The organism is Aneurinibacillus terranovensis DSM 18919 (genome assembly GCF_000430625.1).
Lineage (GTDB): Bacteria > Bacillota > Bacilli > Aneurinibacillales > Aneurinibacillaceae > Aneurinibacillus_B > Aneurinibacillus_B terranovensis.
In genome coordinates, this window is record NZ_AUMJ01000050.1 from 1 (window position 1) to 18,819 (window position 18,819).

At 42.5% G+C, this 18,819-nt stretch carries 19 protein-coding genes and 1 pseudogene; 8 read left to right on the forward strand and 12 right to left on the reverse strand.

What is annotated here, in order from left to right; genetic code table 11:
* Nucleotides 1-247: pseudogene (locus H525_RS28125) on the forward strand (general stress protein); the annotation flags it as partial.
* Nucleotides 248-331: 84 nt separating this feature from the next.
* Here H525_RS28125 and H525_RS0109250 read toward each other — a convergent pair.
* A complete protein-coding gene (locus H525_RS0109250) occupies nt 332-1,114 on the reverse strand; it encodes an arginase family protein (protein WP_081413319.1) in 783 nt (260 codons plus the stop codon).
* A gap of 115 nt (nt 1,115-1,229) precedes the next feature.
* Here H525_RS0109250 and H525_RS25490 point away from each other — a divergent pair, with 115 nt between their 5' ends.
* Complete coding sequence (locus tag H525_RS25490; protein ID WP_211236993.1) at nt 1,230-1,571, forward strand: hypothetical protein; 342 nt, start codon at nt 1,230-1,232, stop codon at nt 1,569-1,571.
* Between the two features lie 424 nt (nt 1,572-1,995).
* Here the strand turns inward: H525_RS25490 and H525_RS0109260 are convergent, their stop codons facing one another.
* Nucleotides 1,996-2,901, reverse strand: coding sequence for a cysteine hydrolase family protein (locus H525_RS0109260; RefSeq protein WP_027415973.1), 906 nt, complete (start codon nt 2,899-2,901; stop codon nt 1,996-1,998).
* Nucleotides 2,902-3,333: 432 nt separating this feature from the next.
* On the opposite strand from H525_RS0109260, the gene H525_RS0109265 reads away from it, so the two are divergent.
* Nucleotides 3,334-4,125, forward strand: coding sequence for a PaaX family transcriptional regulator C-terminal domain-containing protein (locus H525_RS0109265; protein WP_027415974.1), 792 nt, complete (start codon nt 3,334-3,336; stop codon nt 4,123-4,125).
* Between the two features lie 135 nt (nt 4,126-4,260).
* Here H525_RS0109265 and H525_RS0109270 read toward each other — a convergent pair whose 3' ends face one another.
* Complete coding sequence (locus tag H525_RS0109270) at nt 4,261-5,136, reverse strand: YitT family protein (protein WP_425387672.1); 876 nt, start codon at nt 5,134-5,136, stop codon at nt 4,261-4,263.
* 66 nt (nt 5,137-5,202) lie between these two features.
* Between H525_RS0109270 and H525_RS26170 the strand changes: the two genes are divergently transcribed.
* The gene (locus tag H525_RS26170; RefSeq protein ID WP_081413320.1) at nt 5,203-5,433 is read left to right on the forward strand and encodes an ion channel; all 231 of its coding nucleotides are present in this window, start codon (nt 5,203-5,205) and stop codon (nt 5,431-5,433) included.
* Nucleotides 5,434-5,464: 31 nt separating this feature from the next.
* On the opposite strand, the gene H525_RS0109275 is transcribed toward H525_RS26170, so the two are convergent.
* The 5 genes from H525_RS0109275 to H525_RS0109290 all read right to left on the reverse strand — a co-directional run bounded on the left by H525_RS0109275 (nt 5,465) and on the right by H525_RS0109290 (nt 9,694).
* Nucleotides 5,465-6,367, reverse strand: a complete 903-nt coding sequence (locus tag H525_RS0109275) for an aldo/keto reductase (protein ID WP_027415976.1) — start codon at nt 6,365-6,367, stop codon at nt 5,465-5,467.
* A gap of 76 nt (nt 6,368-6,443) precedes the next feature.
* Nucleotides 6,444-7,502 carry an LLM class flavin-dependent oxidoreductase gene (locus tag H525_RS0109280; protein WP_027415977.1) on the reverse strand — a complete coding sequence of 353 codons (1,059 nt, stop codon included), beginning with the start codon at nt 7,500-7,502 and terminating at the stop codon, nt 6,444-6,446.
* Nucleotides 7,460-7,807, reverse strand: a complete 348-nt coding sequence (locus H525_RS27220; RefSeq protein ID WP_155837212.1) for a hypothetical protein — start codon at nt 7,805-7,807, stop codon at nt 7,460-7,462. The genes H525_RS0109280 and H525_RS27220 overlap by 43 nt, the downstream gene beginning before the upstream one ends.
* A 74-nt stretch (nt 7,808-7,881) precedes the next feature.
* A complete protein-coding gene (locus H525_RS0109285) occupies nt 7,882-8,688 on the reverse strand; it encodes a uroporphyrinogen-III synthase (RefSeq protein WP_027415978.1) in 807 nt (268 codons plus the stop codon).
* Between the two features lie 73 nt (nt 8,689-8,761).
* Nucleotides 8,762-9,694, reverse strand: a complete 933-nt coding sequence (locus H525_RS0109290; RefSeq protein WP_081413321.1) for a DMT family transporter — start codon at nt 9,692-9,694, stop codon at nt 8,762-8,764.
* Nucleotides 9,695-10,198: 504 nt separating this feature from the next.
* Here H525_RS0109290 and H525_RS0109295 point away from each other — a divergent pair.
* Nucleotides 10,199-11,599: a hypothetical protein gene (locus H525_RS0109295; protein ID WP_027415980.1), complete on the forward strand. Its 1,401-nt coding sequence runs from the start codon at nt 10,199-10,201 to the stop codon at nt 11,597-11,599.
* 10 nt (nt 11,600-11,609) lie between these two features.
* On the opposite strand, the gene H525_RS0109300 is transcribed toward H525_RS0109295, so the two are convergent.
* Together H525_RS0109300 and acuI are read right to left on the reverse strand one after the other, a co-directional pair.
* Nucleotides 11,610-12,443, reverse strand: coding sequence for an alpha/beta hydrolase family protein (locus H525_RS0109300; RefSeq protein WP_027415981.1), 834 nt, complete (start codon nt 12,441-12,443; stop codon nt 11,610-11,612).
* 2 nt (nt 12,444-12,445) lie between these two features.
* Nucleotides 12,446-13,435, reverse strand: a complete 990-nt coding sequence (gene acuI / locus H525_RS0109305) for an acrylyl-CoA reductase (NADPH) (RefSeq protein WP_155837213.1) — start codon at nt 13,433-13,435, stop codon at nt 12,446-12,448.
* 700 nt (nt 13,436-14,135) lie between these two features.
* On the opposite strand from acuI, the gene H525_RS0109315 reads away from it, so the two are divergent.
* Together H525_RS0109315 and H525_RS0109320 are read left to right on the forward strand one after the other, a co-directional pair.
* Complete coding sequence (locus H525_RS0109315) at nt 14,136-15,077, forward strand: ATP-dependent DNA ligase (RefSeq protein WP_027415984.1); 942 nt, start codon at nt 14,136-14,138, stop codon at nt 15,075-15,077.
* 347 nt (nt 15,078-15,424) lie between these two features.
* The gene (locus H525_RS0109320; protein ID WP_027415985.1) at nt 15,425-16,549 is read left to right on the forward strand and encodes a glycerate kinase; all 1,125 of its coding nucleotides are present in this window, start codon (nt 15,425-15,427) and stop codon (nt 16,547-16,549) included.
* A 152-nt stretch (nt 16,550-16,701) separates the two neighbouring features.
* Here the strand turns inward: H525_RS0109320 and H525_RS0109325 are convergent, their stop codons facing one another.
* Both H525_RS0109325 and H525_RS0109330 read right to left on the reverse strand, forming a co-directional pair.
* Entirely contained in the window at nt 16,702-17,124 is a 423-nt protein-coding gene (locus tag H525_RS0109325; RefSeq protein WP_027415986.1) for an acyl-CoA thioesterase, read from the reverse strand.
* Nucleotides 17,125-17,151: 27 nt separating this feature from the next.
* Nucleotides 17,152-17,661 (reverse strand): DinB family protein, encoded by a 510-nt coding sequence (locus H525_RS0109330; protein WP_027415987.1) that lies wholly within the window; start codon nt 17,659-17,661, stop codon nt 17,152-17,154.
* Nucleotides 17,662-17,783: 122 nt separating this feature from the next.
* Between H525_RS0109330 and H525_RS0109335 the strand changes: the two genes are divergently transcribed.
* On the forward strand, nt 17,784-18,785 hold the full coding sequence (locus tag H525_RS0109335) for an LLM class flavin-dependent oxidoreductase (protein ID WP_027415988.1): 1,002 nt from the start codon (nt 17,784-17,786) through the stop codon (nt 18,783-18,785).
* Nucleotides 18,786-18,819 lie beyond the last annotated feature (34 nt).

Sequence of the window (18,819 nt, forward strand, 5' to 3'; positions counted from 1 at the left end):
TCTTAAATTCTGCCGTATATCGATTTCGTTTCTCCATGTCCTCAGTATAACTTATTTATCGCCTCCTTGTGTCTCACCTTATGGGTTCATTGTACGTCGTCCTGACCAAGTGGAAGCTACAAGCGATATTATGGGCTGGAAACTGTTAGATGAAGATAAAGCTACGATTAATCGTATTCTAGAAAAAGTTATTAAGGATCCGGTAGGCCCCGAGTTTATGGCTCCTCCTACCAAAAACGAAATATAAGTAATATTCATTATCCTGCTATCTTTGTGACGGCAGGATTTTTTGTGTATCAAAGCAAAGCGGAATAATAGAAGGGGCAATACTTTATGAATTCAATATGTCTAAAATGGCACGATTAGCAATTTCATTCTTTTTTATTTGGGCAGCTTGATTCAATGAAAAAAGTTCCACAGGTGAAATTGGCAATTCGCCACAGACATCCAATCCAATGACTTTTTTCTTTTGGTTTATTTGTCTAAGCAAAAAAATAAGTTGAAGGAGTGACATGCTCCCCTGGTCCCAATTTGTAAAAGCATCTTCCCGATACAAAACATCTTTATCGATACTTAAATATATAGGGTCACCATCTAAAAAGGCATTCATCCTCTTTTCGATAGTCTTTATCGATAATGAACGAATATCTTTTTCGGTAATAAAGGATACATTGGAAGGAACGTTTTTGTGCGAAAAAGCAGGATCTACATCATTCACCCCTATGATTAAAACCTTTTTGAGTAGGGGCAGTTTTTGAAGGGAGTAAGACACCCAGGACCCGCACGTTATCATTGGGGCATTGTTACTTTCCAACATGTCTGCATGATGATCAAAGAGGACTAAGGAAAATGGTTCTTCCACTTCCGACATTAATAGAAATGAAATATAATGATAATTCCCATTTCCAATCAACGTAACCTTTTTATAATGCCGCTTTGCTAATCTTTTCCTAATTCTATTTAGTGAACAGGTTTCACAATATCCTTGACTGTGCCCAATATCACTACAATCGATCCACTCATGAGGAAAATCCAATAACAGTCTTTGCTTCACTAATGTTTCATCTAAATGCAACAGGGTAATCCCATGCTCTCGGATATTCACATCAATCACCTCTTGCTAGCAAAACCGTTCCCTACTCTATTTTAATGCTAGAATAAAAAAATATCTATATCGCCCAATCTCTTAAGAAAAAAAGCATAAAGACTCATTTTCCCCTTGACCTTTATTGTTTGGTTATAGTATTAAATCATATAGAGGTGATGAAATGCTTCAGCTTATGACTAGAGTTAAGATTATATCCGATTTATTAAATCTAGGGTTGCCTGTGGGGAAAGAAGCGTACATTATAGGTCACAACCGTCGGATTGATATTGCTTACCAATATTTGATCCGTGTTCCTGCTTTAAAAAAAGAATTTTGGGTTGTAGCAAACGATATTAAACCCCTATCCGACTCGGATACTTCACTAGATTATTCAAGTGAAGTGAATAAGTTACTAATCGATGTAGCTTTAAAAACCAAACAGTTTGATATTATTAAAAATCTTAAAGGAACTAAGGAAGATTAATTTTTAGGTAAATAGATACTTTCTCAATGACTTGAAAGGTAAAAACCCGATTTTGGGTGAATTTGTGTGATTTTGCCCAAAAACGGGGTTTTTTTAGATGGTGAAAGAAATTCATTAAATAATGAATTTCTTTGATTACCCGTTCATCAAGTTCTATTTTCTTCGTTACTAACGTTTTTACATAGTCGATTGCTCTGCATGATTAATTAATGTGCAAAAAATCCTTGTTCATCCCCTATTCCTATTTAAGAAACAAAAAGCCTACCGGTGTTTAAAAAAATCATCAGATTGGCAGGCTTAGGCGTCGATATGCTATTGTCTTTATTGTATGCGATTCCCTGCTTGTTTCAACTTATCCGATAGCTTTATTATCCGTTTTGTCCCAGTTAATTTTTTAGTCTGCCACCTATGGCATAAAAAAGGATCATAATATAAGCTCAGTTGATTTTATGATGGTAATCCCATATTTCTTTTGGAAGTGAGCAAATGTTGCTGCTGTTACCTCTTCAAACCCCGGGATTGAACTCATACAGTCTTCTAGAATATAAATTTTCGAAGTCATATTTTTATCATCAGAATAATATTCGGTGATTTGCCTAACCGATTCTAATACACAATGTGATTTAGCTTCTCCCGCAACGATAATTTTGTCATAAGACTTTAGTTTTTCTAGAAAGGTTTTATTGTGATAGCCTTCTCTGTCGTACTCAGGTTTAATAATGCCATACATTTCACTTAATGGATCTTTCCCTTTCACTACTTTCTGTAAAGTCGATTTTCGAGCGACAGAGTAAAAGTGAATCATATTTGAAAATTGGCCTTCCAACGCAGCACCACTTGTTCCTTCAATACAATGGTATGTCCAAATACACAGCTGTTTTTTTCCTAACTTCTCCAGATTTTGAACGTACTCTAAACTTTCCTCTTGCTTTTCAACTGCCATCCATTTCCCATCTTCAACATCTTTGGCCGTTATGATAGTAAAAGGGGCCGGATGGTTTTGATTTTTATCAATCCACCAACTAGGATGGAAGATTTGCTGTGGTTGGTGGGTATCTAGAGAAACGGCTATCGTTGTAATTTTCTCTATATTGTTGTAAATAAATCTTGTTATATTCTCTATGTCCTTATGTGAGTTTGGAACAGCTAGTTCTCCGCCTTCCATAAAATCATTTTGGAAATCAATTCCAATTAATAATATCCTTTCGTGATCGGCAGTAGAAAGATTTAAATTTTCAGAGGCTGCAAGATCTAATAACTCATTCATTTTTTTCGTATTTTCGCCACCAATGGCTTTCACATCCACAATTTCTTCAAACCTCGTTTTCATTATGAATCCCCCCTTATACGGAAGTAGAAAGGATTATGCGTTTAGCAACACTACTTAGTTTTTAAAAGGAATCATAAATTTAGAGTTTTCCATGTTTCCCTGAATGACAACCTCTTTTTTTGGCGTTTGCAATTTAATATTATATGGGCTATTCCATTAAAGGACTGGACTATAATATTTTCATTAACTTGTGACGATAACTTTATTATCTATCCATTTTTTGCTTTGTCAATTTATAATTTTATTTTTGTTAAAAGTTAAGATTTGTATTATAATAAAATTTACCACTTGGTGATCACAAATCATTTACTTTTAATAACTTTATCTTTATTTTTTATAATACGAAATATGTCTTTCGATTTAAAGTTGATTATATTTCTGTATCTTTTCCTTGTCAATCAGTAGTCCGATTGAATTTTTGGAGGTTTATATATGCTATCGATCGAAAAGCAAATTCTTTATATCCTAACCCGAATTGCACGCATAGAGGTCCAAGAACTGGTGAAAATTTATAAAGCACGCGGATACTCGTCCCAATATATTCGAAATACACTGTCCCAATTAAAGAAAGGGGGATACGTCAGCTCGCCTGCCCGTTCATCCTACTCCATCACTGAGCAAGGGAGATCCTTTGTTCAGTCGATCAACCGAAAACCAAGCCAATACCAAACTACATGGGATAAAACCTGGTATATTGTCATGGTAGAAATTCCGGAAGGTGACCGTAAAAAAAGGGATCAATTCAGAAATGATTTGCTTCAACAAGGTTTTGGCCCCTTATATAAAGGCGTATATATTTCTCCCTGGGACTATTCAAGGCGAATCATTGAGCTGGCTAAGCATTATCAAATACAAAAGCATGTCACGTTAGTGAAAGGAGTACTTTTACATAATGAAGTTACGCCTGAAAAGGCAGCTGAAATCTGGCATCTTGATCAAATCAAACAAATATATGTAGAAAAGTGGAATTATTTTAAAAAACAATTCTTACCGGACATTGAACAAAAATTAATGAACGTTCCAGATCCTTTGGATATTTTTCTCCACTTTTTACAGTTGGGTGAGATTATCACCGAATTAAGTTTGCGTGATCCTATGCTGCCAAAAGAATTACTTCCTAATAATTGGATAGGAGATAAAACGATTTCTGAGCTTTGGAACTACAATACCTATCTCACGAGCCTTATTCCGCCAAACTCCTACTATTATCAATTCACGAGCTAATTTTATTCGTGTATGGTACAATTTCTGTTCCTCCTTGACAATGAGTACTGCTAGTGAAAACAAAAAAACACCTTGAACCCGTTCTGTTTTTTTACAGATGGGCTACAATGCATTTCTTTTAAACATATTATTCCGTTAATGGATACTCTTTTTCTTAAAGTTTCCACCCTTCACATCGTTGATCGACCCGACAGCCAGAAACGCATTTTCGTCAATTTCCTCAATTATGGACCTTAGCTTCGCTTCTTCTAACCTTGTAATGACACAAAAAATCACCTTTTTATCATCCCCTGTATAGGCTCCTTCGCCATTTAGATACGTCACGCCACGACCTAAACGAGCAAGAATGGCCTCCCCGATTTCTTCGGGTTGGTCACTGATGATCCAGACGGATTTGGATTCATTAAATCCTCCAATGGTAACATCGATCATTTTAAAAGCAATATAATAAGCAATCAACGAATACATGGCATTGTTCCAGCCAAAAACAAACCCGGCGCTGCCTAGAATAAAGATATTGAAAACCATGACGGTTTCGCCAACAGATAAAGGAATCTTTTTGTTAAATAAAATCGCGATAATTTCGGTTCCATCCAGCGATCCGCCATAGCGGATTACCATTCCTACCCCGATGCCAAGTATGATTCCCCCAAATACCGCTGCCAATAATGGGTCATATGTAAGCCCGGGTACGGGTTTTAAGAACGCGGTTCCGACCGACATCACAATGACACCAAAAAACGTAGATAAAGCAAACGTTTTTCCGATTTGTTTATACCCGACGAGCAGGAAGGGAAGATTTAATAAGAACAAAAAAATGCCTAAATTAAAACCACTTACATGGGATAAGATAATTGAAATTCCTGTAATCCCCCCATCAATAATGTTGTTAGGAACTAAGAAAATTTCCAATCCCACGGAAACTAAGCTTGCTCCGATCAAAATAAATAAAGCTCTTCGAATCAATTTGACCTTTGACAATTTTTTATGTGCGGCGGACTTGGTTTGAATATACTCCACTTCTCATCCCCCTTTTAAAATTCTAGATAAGACAACCCATACATATAGTGTAACAAAGTGGATCATTTTGCTTCCGACACCCATCAGGCACAATCCATTGACTTACTTACACGTTCCCTTTATTTTAGCACCATTACCCTGCTTTCTGTAGGGTATGGCGACATTACTCCATTTGGTTGGGCAAAAGGAGTTGCTATGATTGAGGCAATGATTGGATATATTCTACCCGCTTCCGTCGTGATTAATTATTTGAAAATCTGTACTAACGAGGAGATACCGTTAAAATAAAGAAACAAAAAATGTAGCTGGTCCTTTATTTTTATGGTACTTGTCTCCCGGTTGAAGCCTGCCAAATCTCAAACCACTGCTGTCTTGTGAGAGAAACAGATAAAGCAGTAACCGCATTTCGGATTCTTTCTAATTTTCCAGATCCAACAATAGGAATAATCGTAGATGGATGAACGAACAGCCAGGCATACATGACCACATCAATCGAATCTATATCTAGTTCCCCCGCTATCTCTTTTAGAACGTTTTGAATGCGGACAGCTTTTTCATCTTCTGATTTAAAAATCTTTCCGCCGGCAAGTGGTGACCAGGCAAGCGGCGGGATTTTCTTCATCTGACAGTGGTCAATGCTGCCATCCACAAAAGGATCGACGTGCATGACGGAAATTTCAATTTGATTCGTTACTAAAGGAACGTCTACATATGATTGAAGCATCTCATATTGAGATGAAGAAAAGTTAGACACACCAAAACTTAACACTTTGCCTTGAGCTTTTAATTGAGAAAAAGTTTCTGCGACTTCTTCCGGATCCATAAATGGATCGGGCCGGTGAATTAATAGAACATCAATATAATCCGTTCCGAGTTCTTGTAAAGAATTGTCTACACTTCTTAAAATATGTTCCTTACTGGTATCGTAGTATTTAATTTTATGTTCCGGGTGCTTAGGAGATATGAGTTTAATGCCGCATTTTGTAATGATCTCCATTTTTTCTCTAAGGGAAGGTTTTAATTGTAAAGCCCGGCCAAATATCTTTTGACAGGAGTAATCACCGTATATATCAGCATGATCAAACGTCGTAACTCCCATCTCTAAACACTCTTCAATAATATGCAAAAGTTCTTGGTCGGTCAATTTCCATTCCGCTGCCCGCCAAAGACCGTGAATAATTCGAGAAAACTCCACACGCTCATCTAAACGAATTCTTTGCATAATTCCCTCCATAGTTTCTGCCAGTTTTCAAATAGTTCCTTATCCATACACGTTTTTTTATATAGCCTTCGTTCAATCAACCATTTATGTCCGCTTGTTCTTCCATAGCAATTTGGGCGAGAATTTCGTAGGATCTAAGCCTTGCCTGATGGTCATAAATTTGAGCATTGATCATCATCTCGTCAGCCTGGGTTTCATCGAGGAACGCCTGCAGTTTCTCCTTTACGACCTCCGGGCTGCCAACAATGGAAGAGCGAAGCTGCTGTTCGATCGCCGACTTTTCAAAATCGTTCCAGAGACCCTCCATGCTTTCTACTGGTGGATCCAGTGGACTTGGACGACCACGCACCAGGTGGAGGAATTGCTGTTGATGTGAGGTAGCCAGCCAGCGGGCTTTTTCATCAGTATCGGCTGCAATCACATTGACACCAACCATTGCGTAAGGCTCATCAAGCACTTCCGAAGGACGAAAATTGCTGCGGTACAGTTTCAGAGCCGGCAGCGTATTATCTGGCGAGAAATGGCTGGCAAAGGCAAATGGAAGGCCAAGTCGGCCGGCCAGCTGAGCGCTAAACCCGCTGGAACCTAGCAACCAGATTGGAATGTTTAGGCCCTCACCCGGAATCGCCCTCACTTGCATCTTGCCGAAAACTAGAGACGGATTAAAATAGGAACGCAGTTCATCTAATTGTTCAGGGAAGTCCTCACCATGGTTCCTGAGATCACGGCGAAGTGCGCGGGCGGTAACTTGATCAGTTCCCGGCGCGCGTCCCAGGCCAAGATCAATCCGGCCTGGATACAGGGACTCCAGAGTACCAAACTGCTCGGCGATTACGAGGGGAGCATGATTGGGCAGCATAATCCCGCCAGAACCTATGCGGATGGTTGAAGTACCCGCTGCCACGTAACCAATCACGACTGATGTAGCCGAACTGGCGATGCCGGGCATATTATGGTGTTCAGCCAACCAGTAGCGTTTAAATCCCCACTTCTCGACATGCCGGGCAAGATCCAGGCTGTTTCGCAAAGAATCGGCGGGCGTACCACCGACCACCACCGGAGAAAGATCAAGGACCGACAATGGAATGTCACTCAGTCGTTTCGTATTCGAATTGGCGGAATTTTCTTTGGACATTCTTTCGTCCTCCTTCTATACAAATTGGCTCTGCTAAATGGACATTCCCATTTTGCCGGATTGTTCTGATAACCGACTGGTTGATTCCTACTATTCAGTGCGGATGAAGATGTCGACAATTGATCCTGTGTAATTCCATTGGAGTTGTCTTCTGCTAACTTTTCATCACGCGTTTGATTTAGCAGGATGGCCGTTACCCGTCCTGAAAGCGTACTGCTATTCGGATTGGAATTATCATTAGCCGCCGGCGTTGGGTTTGCTGTAGGTACTGCAATTTGAAAGAAATGGCTTTTCATGGCCTGCACAGTTAGGGTAAAAACCCAAAAAGCCTTTCTGCTTCCGCATCCGGGCTTCTATCAATTGGGTATATACATTGGTTTTAGCCTTCATAATAGTGGGATAATTCGATAATCATTGCACCCATTCGTTCGTTTTCAGGGGAGAGTACACGTTCAATTCCCTCTTCCTTAAGTGCTTCACTGGTGACTTTTCCGACCGAGACCGCCAGGACGTTCTGCTCAAAAGCAGTCTTGACTCGGGCCAAATAACCGGATTCTTTTGCATGATTAAAAAGGGATCGAACCTGAACTGCGGTAGTAAAACAAACGGCATCCACCGAACCTTCGGCCAGCTCATGACATAATGTTTCTACAACTTCCGTTTCAGGAGCGATATGCCGATAAGGTAGCAGCAGTGTAATGGACGCTCCCCTTTCTTCAAGGAAACGCACCAAAGCAGGAGCTGTTTCACCATGAAGCTGTACCATCACCCGCTGCCCTGCAAAATCAAAGGATTGCAAAGCACGGGTCAATCCCCGGGTCGTCCCGTCATCATCGACCGCAACCGGTGCAATGCCAAGTTTTTTTAAAGCTGCATGCGTTTTGTATCCTCTCGCCGCCACCTTTGCCTGCTGAATAACGTTCATAAACGATGTACGAATCCCCAGTTTTTCCGCGAAATCCAAAAGCGTTTCAATACCGATTCCGGTTGTGAAAATCGACCAATCAGCTCCATCTTCCACAAAATGGCGGAGTTCCGATTCAATTTCCTTCTCTGCCAGAAATACCGTACCCTGCAAAGGGCGATGAATAGGGATACCTCCCTGTTTTTCAATTAACGTGCTCATTTCTTCAGTTTTACGAGATCCGGCGATCACAATGCGCTTACCTGCCAATCCTTTTGCCATTCGTTTCAACTCCTCATTGCATTTAACGTATTTCATGTTTTCGGTTACTGTACAGTATGTCACAACTTCTATATCATTGCACAAATTTCCTAACAGGGTTCGGCGGCTCTATTTTCGTCTGTTTCATTGCCTGAATCCGCAAGGTTGCGAGAATGACACCAAAAACGATAAGCGTACTGCCGACCAATTGTGCTCGCGTGATCGGTAGTCCCAGTGCGATATATCCTACAATCATGGCTACGAACGGTTGAAAGTTGAGGAAAATCGATGCTTTAGAGGCGCCTACTTTGGTAATTCCCTGATTCCACAGCAAACCGCCCAATCCCTGCGATAAAACACCGGATAAGGCAGCAAGAATCCATGGCCAAACAGAATGGGCGATCACAGGGTGCTGATCGCTTACATATGCAACAGGAATGAACATGCAGGCACCAAAAACGGTTGAATACACGGTGGTTGGAATCGATTCTAGTGTCTGTGTAAGTTTACGAATCAATATCAAGCTGATCGCAAACGTGAGCATCGCTCCTCCTGCCAACAAGTCGCCCAATCCGATTGCGGCTTGTTGCTTACCAAAGGCAACCAGCATATATACGCCAGACACGGCAATCATGGAACCGATAATCATGCGAATGCTTAATGGCTCGCGGAGAAAGAAATATGCCAGAATACTTGTTACAATAGGAGCTAGGGACATGATCAAAGCGGCCTCGGTTGCGCTTGTATAGCTTAAAGCCTGAAAGAAAAATGTCTGATTCAGCAATGTTCCTACAAAGCCAATTAGGAGCAGGTAGGTCCATTCACGTTTTTTGATACGAACCAACCGATGTGTGAAAAATGCAAAGCCGAGCAAAAATGAAGAAGTAAATAAAATTCGGATCGTCGCCAATACAAGGGGATGGAATTGCCCGACTAACCAACTACCGACAACGAAATTGCTTCCCCATATGGTGACGGGGATCAGGAGAAACAAATAAGCAGATACCATATGTAACTTCCCTACCATTCTTCCATTGAATTCATTCAGTATACTGCGATGCCGGCAGAGAAGCAATTCGTTTTTCGAAAGGTAACTAGCAAGAAAGGGCTTTTACTATTTAAAATCTTAAAATTTCAAGGTTTTGCTTCATCTTTTATTTATGCAGATTTGCATTCTTTTACAGAAGCAGCAACAGAAATGGCCTTTCCCTATTTTACACGGTACTTTATCCATAGCATATAACAAAATTATCACCAAAAATATGAGCTAGTAGTAACCGATCTATTTTATCTTTCCTATGATAGCTATAAAAATGTTTCTTTGTTATGGGTACTCTTGTAAATGTATATATTGCTACAATGGTAACTATACATCGTTATCCTTTTTTTGGTTATATCATGACATAAAGTTACAATAAATGTAGTGATTGAGGTACGACCGGGATACTCTACATAAAACAACCCATTATCTGTACATGTTTGCTTTAAAAAAATAGAGTATGGTATAATTGTAAAAAAGGGAGGTATCGACATGAATGATTCCCATACAATGAAATGCAGCTATACACCGTCACATGAAACCTTTCAAGGCCGAGTTCATCGAATAGCGATATATCTGCAAAGTAAAGCATTGGAGATTATCGATTCGAATCACTCGGTTTTTTATTTGGTCTACTTCAAAAACATCTTACTTGGCGGGGGGAAATTAGATGAAATAAAACAGGAGACCTTTCTGTATAAAGTGTTTGAACAAGGAATCACTTTACTCCCTTCCCACCCTCTTTTTTCCGTGTTGCTCCCTAAGAATCGAAATGCCCATATTCCTCATATGAACGATGTGTTTACTCGATTACAGAATCACCTTTCACTTTCAGAGATTGCATTGGCAGCCACTTTTATGGATAATTTTATTGAGCACCAACAACTTGTTGGCATTATCCGTCAGATTTTTGATCATTTTAAACGAAATGGCCAGTTTTCTAAAGCGTATCAAACAGCAAAAATACTTCTTCTTTTCTCACCGGACATTAAAGCCATACAGGAAATCATTCGAACCTCAGCATTTGAAAAGTACCGGAAATTAGAGGACACGAGTCCAGAAACCCTTCTCGAACACCCCCCCCTGCTTATGGAACAATTCTATTATCAAAACCGTAAAGAACGGAAATATGAAATTCATCTCCACCAGCTGCTAAAGCAGCAATCACGTCCCCTTGAACGGCTGATCTTATTTATGAACCTCTTTGAAATGAAACATGACTTTTATGATTATAATGAGTTTATCCATTTGTTGCAGCATGAACTAAAGCCTGAAGACCAATATGCGGTTTTGACATTTTTATGTGAATGTTCACTCGCCTATCCCCCATTAATTGAACATCTGCTTCAAGAACAAATCCGTTTAAAACGATATTCCGAAGCTTTGTCTTTCATCGTCAATCAGATTCCCCAGCCGTCTTCGACTTATTCCGGGATCATCGAAATGATCTTAGAAAATGTAGATACTCCTTCCCTTTTAAATGTGAAACATATCAATCGAGTTATTAGTCCCCTGTATCCTGCCGAAGCCGAAAAAAAAGAAGCCCTCGTACGCCGTTTAGTCATCTCGTTGCTTAAACAATATACTCCTTCCCAGGTGAAGGTATGGGTTGAACCGATAAGAGAAAGCAGTCCAGATCTTTGCGTATTGCAAGAAGTGGATCAACTGGAGTCTCTATCTGATGATCTGGACCAGCTTATGAAATTGGGGGAATTGTATTATCAATTTGGACTGCTGGAACAAGCCATTGAATGTTTCACCTGGGAGATGGAGTTAAATCCAACTTCACTTGATCCGATACGCTGGTTAAGTAAACTATATCATGAAAAAGGAATGAAAGAAGAAGCGGTCAGTTATAAAAAGCTTTCTATTCAACTGGCAAAAAGGGCCTGATTTTCAGAAATCATTCTATCCAATGAAACATTCGTTCAACCGCCACTTGATGAATCGCGGGTGGAAAATGATGCCCGTACCCTTGATAGCGGTGGATGTCGACGTTAGCCCCAAGTTCTTTCAACTTTGTATACATGTTTATTCCATGAGTGAAATCGACTTGAGTGTCCTGCGTCCCATGAATGATGAGGACCGGACATTTCAAGCGATCTGCCATGAGTAGGGGGGAACGCATTTCGTAAGAGCCAGGAATTTTAGCAGGTGACCCCCCGATTACACGTTTGAGCATTCTTCGCAAATCTATCCGCTCTTCATAAGTGTGGGCCAGGTCCGATACTCCGCTCCACAGGATTAATTTATGTACCTCCGTTGTTTCCACAGCCGTCAGCGTGGCATTAATAGCGCCGCGCGAAAAGCCCATAACGGAAATTCGTTCTGGACTCACAAACGGAAAGCTTCGCAGGAGACGATAAGCGGAAAGAACATCTTCCCTATCCTTCCCGCCAAATTCATCGCGTCCTTCTCCTCCTTCATTTCCCCGATAGCTGGGGGCAAAAATAACATGTCCACAATTGGAAAATTGTTCAAGCCAATCAGTTTTCACCCTGCCGACTTTTCCTATGCCGCCCCGACAGTAAATGAGAGCAGGTAACTTGAACATTCGAATATCCTTTTTTTCCCGATTCATCGCATTCGTTATTTCCGTTATCGGGAGTTGGGAAGCACCGTAAAATCGGTTGACCATCCCTCTCAATTCCGAAATATCGAGTTCAAAACGATTCGGCAGACTGAGGTACCCTTTCACCTTCAATCCATCTGACAGGTATGTTACATGATAAATCATAATTAAGCGTTAACATCCACCACGATTCGCCCGCGCACCTGTCCTTTTAGAATTTCTTCACTGAGCGAGAAAAGTGCCTGCAGGGGTACAATACGGGTTACCTGTTCATAAATCTCAGCGGGGAGCTCTGCTGCCAGTTTCCACACCTCTTGTCTCATTTCAAAAGGACTGTTAACAGAATCAATGCCCAGTAAATTTACACCGCGCAGAATGAATGGAAAGACGGTGGTGGGAAGCTCATTTCCGCCAGCCAGGCCGCATGCGGCCACACTTCCACCGTAAGCCGTACTGCGGAGCACACCGGCCAACGTTGTGCCTCCCACGGTATCAATGGCCCCGCCCCAGCGCTCAGACTCTAACGGTTTGCCTGGGGAAGCCAGCACCTGGCGGTCGATGATATCACTTGCTCCGAGAGATCGAAGGTAATCATGTGTTTCCGTGCGGCCAGTCGAAGCGACCACTTTGTATCCGCGCTTGGCAAGAATAGCTACAGCCATACTGCCTACCCCGCCTGAGGCACCCGTAACGACGACTTCCCGTCCGTTAGGTTGTACGCCGTGCTTCTCCAGTGCCAGAACACTGAGGATAGCGGTTAAACCCGCCGTACCAATACTCATGGCCCACTCTGGCGAAAGCGACTCGGGCAGTGGAACCAGCCACTCTGCTTTTACGCGCGCAAATTGCGAATAGCCGCCCCAGTACCGCTCTCCAACGCCCCAGCCGGTTAGAATGACCTTATCCCCCTTCTTATAGCGGGGAGAGCGGGAATCTTCGACCACCCCTACGAAATCAATTCCCGGTACGAACGGGAAGCTGCGTACAATTTTCCCCTTTCCCGTAATCGCCAGTCCGTCTTTGTAATTAAGGCTGGAATAAAGGATCTGAACATCCACTTCCCCTTCAGGAAAATCTGACTTTCTTAGTTCCTTAATAGATGCTTGCTGTTTGCCGTCCGTGTTGTCGAGAACGAGAGCTTTTACCAGTTGATCCATGAAAGATTACACTCCTTTGATCACAATTAAAATACCTTTAATCAGCATTGAATGAAAAAACAATAGTGAAGGTAAGTATCTTAACATATTCGAGATTAACATAACGAACTCCTTTTTAAAAATCTCTTAACTACACGTTACCACATATTCCTCTTAGAAGTAAAAAATTACCTTGCTAATTGTGAAAATACATAATCACAGTTTGTTTAATTCGATTTTTTACCTGAAAAGTATATTTCTTACATGATTGAAACGGAAAGCCAGCATTCTTCGTTAAAAAAAGCTTTAACTGCATTTGATTTAACCATGCTCGGAGAATGGAGTTGTTTTTACACCTGGAAGTTCTTTATGTACAAAAATAAGGATTTGTTAGATTTACTTTTGGCCGAGCTTATGAGGATAAGATTCAGGAGGGAATCGCTAAATTCTCTAAAGCATTTTATGAACTCATGTGACCAGTCTCAATCGGCTGCATATCACCGGCCCATTCCTATTCTAGAAGAACAGGGAAAAAAGTTTCCGAGATTCATTACGTTCCCAATAATGCAGGCTGCGAAGTGGACGGCACTCATGTTTCAGATACTCAAAACAAAGCTTATAAAACAACTCATTTAGCTCAGACTATAAAAATCTAATGGAACAAAGATGTTTTACGTGTCCGCCTTTGGCTGGGTTTACAGCAAGAAATGGAGGGGGTTTTATGCAGCTTATGCCAATTGTTCCGTTTGAACCTGTTTTAACAAATTCAATCCCTGAGGGGGAAAATTGGATTTCCCAGATAAAGTGGGATGGTGTAAGAGTTTTGACCTACTTTGACGGCAAGGATGTTAAGCTTTTTAATCGCAAACGAAATGAACGGACTTTACATTACCCGGAGTTATGCGATATTCGTTCATACTGTAACGCTGATTCCGTCATACTTGATGGTGAGGTTATTGCATTAGGTGTAGATGGCAAACCATCCTTTCATGAAGTGATGCGCAGGGATGGGATCCGCAGAATGGAAAAAGTTAAAGATGTTTTGATGCGTGTACCGATTACTTATATGATTTTTGATGTAGTTTTCTACAATGGACAGTGGATAGATAATCGACCTTTAAAGGAAAGAATAGAAATATTATCTAATACCATACTTCCTAATGATTCGATTCAGTTGGTTACCGTTCATCACGATGCGGAGACGTTGTTTGACGTTATAAAACAACAGCAAATGGAAGGAATCGTAATAAAGGATTTAAACAGCAAATACTTTATCAACACAAAAAATGTGCATTGGAAAAAGAAAAAATTTTACAAGGATATAAATGCTGTAGTTGCAGGTGTAACGCTTAGCGGGGGTATAGTTAATGCTGTACTGCTTGGCCTCTATGATGACGCCGGTCAACTGAGATATATCGGACACTCGGGAACAGGCAGACTGACTAAAGATGAATGTCGGGAGTTTACTCATTTAATCAAGCCGTTAGTTACTGGAAACCGGCCCTTTCTAGAGAACCATGCCAGGTTTAAAGATGCTGTTTGGCTTATCCCAGAAATAACCGTGAAAATTCAATTCATGGAGTGGACGAGTAACCACACATTGAGACAGCCAATCATTCAAAGTTTTATTCAGGTTGAGCCTACAGCATGCACGTTTGAATGATACTAAATAAGTTCTAACCCGGTGAAAAAGAAGATCCAATGAGTTCGCAGCATTTAAAAAATCAATCGTGCCTATTTTTAAAAACCACGGCCATTGGTTTTACGAGATTTTCTCATCTATACATAAAAGAACTCCCCTCGATGGCAAGTAATGAGGGGAATTCTTTTTGGTCTCACACTATCCTGATGGGGCTTTACATTACCAATTGTATTAAACTCGTCCGACGTCGTGGACAGTAACATAATAAGCTGGGGTAGAAGAAGTTTCTACTCATCCCATCAAAAAATTGTTAGAATAAATAAGACTATTCTTTCTATTAGAAACTTACCTTAAGGAGGATGTTATAGATGAAAATTGTACTGGCGCCTGACTCGTATAAAGGCAGCCTCACAGCGAAACAAGCTTGCGACGCGATGGAGAAAGGGATCCGCAAAGTTCTCCCGGAAGCGGAGGTTGTGAAAATTCCGATGGCAGATGGAGGAGAAGGAACGGTCCAGAGCCTGGTGGATGCGACCGGCGGACAAATCCTTCAACATAATGTGACCGATCCAATTGGCGAGAAGATTATGGTGAAATATGGAATTCTTGGGGATGGAATGACCGCCGTGATTGAGATGGCGGAAGCATCGGGATTATATCTGGTACCTGTGGAACGGCGGAATCCGCTGATGACAACGACTTATGGAACCGGTGAATTAATTCTGGCAGCTCTCGATCAAGGATGCCGTACCTTTATTTTAGGAATCGGGGGAAGTGCCACGAATGATGGCGGCATGGGAATGCTTCAGGCACTCGGAGTAAAGTTTCTGGACAAGCAAGGCACGGAACTTGGTTTTGGGGGAGGCAGCCTGGCGTTATTAGACCGGATTGATATGTCAGGAATGGATTCCAGACTAAAAACCTGCACGTTTACGGTCGCCTGTGATGTAGATAATCCCCTCTGTGGACCGAATGGTGCCAGTCATGTATTCGGTCCGCAAAAAGGAGCTACCCCGGAGATGGTTATTCAATTGGATAAAAACCTGAAACATCACGCGGCAGTCATTGCAAAAGACCTTGGGGTCGACGTGAAAAATATTCCGGGTTCCGGTGCCGCCGGTGGATTGGGAGCGGGAATGCTCGCTTTTCTCGGTGCCGCTCTTAAAAGAGGGATTGACATTGTCATCGAAGCGACAGGATTAGAACGCCACTTGGAAGGGGCCGACCTCGTAATATCCGGCGAAGGGCAATGCGATTTTCAGACGGAAAGAGGAAAAACACCGTTTGGGGTAGCCAGAACCGCACAACGTGAAGGGGTTCCGGTTGTGCTGATTGCCGGGTCGATTGGCCGTGGTGCAGATGTCCTTTATCAACACGGAGTCCAAAGCGTCTTTTCGATGGTAGACAAACCGATGACAATGGATGAGGCGATGACGAACGCCTATGAATTGTTGTCAAATACAACCGAACGAATCGTTCGCCTAAAAGTGTAATTCGCATTGCTTCTATGCACAAAAAACCCCTGCTGAACATGGGCGTGAAGCAGGGATTTTTGGCTCTTTTTTTAATGAAAAGATGCATGCATTCGTTTACCAACCGTGCAAACTGCCCGATTTATTTCTCAACTCTACTAGGCCGAATACGACTACGATCGTAAGGCTGGCACGCCGGCCGGACCTTCACTATGCTCTAAAAGTGCACGTCGTACTTCAGCCGACAACGGGACAGCCTTTTTCAGCGTAAAATCATACTGCAAAAGCGTAGCCTTTCCCCGCGCAATCCAATTTCCCTGCTCATCCTCAATCGCATGCTCGACTTGAAAACTGGACGTGCCCAGTTGGCTGATCCAGCCATAGACGGTGAGTTTCTGCGCGTAAACGACTTCCTGGAGAAAATCGCAGCTAGTAGAAGCGAGTATTAGATTCCAAGAGGAAATATTCAAATCAGGATTAAAGATGCGGAATAATTCCTTTCTCGCTTCCTCAAAATAGGTTAAATACATGGCATTATTGACATGGCCCAGTGAATCACATTCACTGAAACGCACAAACAAATCATGTGTAAACATCGGGTCTCTCTCACCCTTTCCTCTATATTATTGCCCTTCAATCGTCCGCTTTAGCGCTTGTATATATCCGGTATGATTGGCCTCATGATAAAGCGCCAGATTAAACACGTCATCGCTTGTCTCAAGCGTTCTGCCGGATCCTAAGGGATAGGGTTTGGCAAGCTTCCTGCCGGATCGTCCGGCTAAAATATCTTTAGCCCTCTCTCCCTGCTCTTTTAGCTGGCCAACCAGCACTTCAAGCGATGGAATATCGCCCGTCCAGTCAGCAGGCTTCGTGCCGTTGCCAAACAGGTCTTTATATTCTTTTGGCATCTGCATCTGTTCCGCCAACAGACCAAATAAAAACTGTTCTGCTACCACGAGAATATGGCCCGCATTCCAGCGGATTGTGTTACGAAAACCGGGAGGCATAACATCCGCCATGCCCGCCGGAATAGAATCAAGCACCCGCAATGTCCCTCCCCGCGCATGTTCAAACTGCTTCACAAAATTGTTAAGTTCCACTACACTTACTCCTTTCCAATCATGTTGATTCATGTTAAACTACTTCTCCTTTCGCATCCGATCTTCCTGCTGCCACTCTCCCTTGATTGCGTTTCGGTAGTCTTCTTGTTACCATCAAAAGGGAAATACAATGAATGGGAGGAAAACGAATCGAAATGAAGATAAGTATACTCGACCAATCACCCATTTCGCACGGAAAGAGTGCCGCAGAAGCACTGGCTGAGACCGCCCGGCTGATCCAGCGGGCTGAGCAGCTGGGCTATACGCGCTACTGGGTAGCCGAGCACCACGGAATGGACTCCCTGGCTAATCCCTCGCCTGAAGTGCTGCTCGGTCAGCTTGGGGCCCTTACCTCTACCATCCGCATTGGTTCGGGTGCGGTGCTGCTGCCGCACTACAGCCCTTATAAAGTAGCTGAAAACTTCAACCTGTTGGCTACCCTGTATCCAGGAAGAATTGACCTCGGCATCGGACGGGCGCCAGGCGGGTCCGCCCATGAGACATTAGCCCTACGGGAAAATTACCTGCAAAACGTCTTTCGCCTACCTTCCCTGCTCTCGGATTTAATCGGGTACCTTCAGGACGAACTACCGCCTGATCACCCGTTTGTCGGCATTCACGCCCGCCCTCAGCCACCTGTTGCGCCGGAATTATGGCTGCTTGGCACGAGCGGAAAAAGTGCGGCCTATGCCGCTGAACTGGGTACATCGTTTGCCTTTGGCCATTTTATGAGCGAGATCGATGGAACGGCTATCCTGCAAGACTACCGGCAAAACTTTCAGCCTTCCCGCATGCAGCAGCAGCCAAAAACGATTGTGACCGCATCCGCTATTTGTGCTGAAACAGAAGAGGAAGCAAACCGGCTGGCTGCAAGCCTTGATCTGTGGGCTGTACAGACGGACAGCGGGACAGCTTCCGGCGGCATTCCGTCCGTAGCTGAAGCACTCGCCTATCCCTACAGTGAAGCGGAGCAAGAGTTAATCCGAAAGAGACATCGACGCATGTTAATCGGCACGCCAGGGCAGATCAAGAAGCAAATAAAAGAACTACAGGAGGCGTATCAGGCAGATGAATGGATGTTTGTCACGATTACCCACGATTACGAGACCCGACTTCGCTCTTATGAACTGTTGGCGGATGCTCTGCTCAGAGAATAAAAGCCTGATAATCGAGTAGGAGGGGGCGATGAAC

Excerpts from the sequence above, each read along its gene's own strand:
- H525_RS0109260 (WP_027415973.1), bottom strand. The coding sequence starts at position 2,901 with ATGAAAACGAGGTTTGAAGAAATTGTGGATGTGAAAGCCATTGGTGGC.
- H525_RS0109265 (WP_027415974.1), top strand. The coding sequence starts at position 3,334 with ATGCTATCGATCGAAAAGCAAATTCTTTATATCCTAACCCGAATTGCA.
- H525_RS0109275 (WP_027415976.1), bottom strand. The coding sequence starts at position 6,367 with ATGCAAAGAATTCGTTTAGATGAGCGTGTGGAGTTTTCTCGAATTATT.
- H525_RS0109280 (WP_027415977.1), bottom strand. The coding sequence starts at position 7,502 with ATGTCCAAAGAAAATTCCGCCAATTCGAATACGAAACGACTGAGTGAC.
- H525_RS0109285 (WP_027415978.1), bottom strand. The coding sequence starts at position 8,688 with ATGGCAAAAGGATTGGCAGGTAAGCGCATTGTGATCGCCGGATCTCGT.
- H525_RS0109290 (WP_081413321.1), bottom strand. The coding sequence starts at position 9,694 with ATGGTAGGGAAGTTACATATGGTATCTGCTTATTTGTTTCTCCTGATC.
- H525_RS0109295 (WP_027415980.1), top strand. The coding sequence starts at position 10,199 with ATGAATGATTCCCATACAATGAAATGCAGCTATACACCGTCACATGAA.
- H525_RS0109300 (WP_027415981.1), bottom strand. The coding sequence starts at position 12,443 with ATGATTTATCATGTAACATACCTGTCAGATGGATTGAAGGTGAAAGGG.
- acuI (WP_155837213.1), bottom strand. The coding sequence starts at position 13,435 with ATGGATCAACTGGTAAAAGCTCTCGTTCTCGACAACACGGACGGCAAA.
- H525_RS0109315 (WP_027415984.1), top strand. The coding sequence starts at position 14,136 with ATGCAGCTTATGCCAATTGTTCCGTTTGAACCTGTTTTAACAAATTCA.
- H525_RS0109320 (WP_027415985.1), top strand. The coding sequence starts at position 15,425 with ATGAAAATTGTACTGGCGCCTGACTCGTATAAAGGCAGCCTCACAGCG.
- H525_RS0109325 (WP_027415986.1), bottom strand. The coding sequence starts at position 17,124 with ATGTTTACACATGATTTGTTTGTGCGTTTCAGTGAATGTGATTCACTG.
- H525_RS0109330 (WP_027415987.1), bottom strand. The coding sequence starts at position 17,661 with ATGAATCAACATGATTGGAAAGGAGTAAGTGTAGTGGAACTTAACAAT.
- H525_RS0109335 (WP_027415988.1), top strand. The coding sequence starts at position 17,784 with ATGAAGATAAGTATACTCGACCAATCACCCATTTCGCACGGAAAGAGT.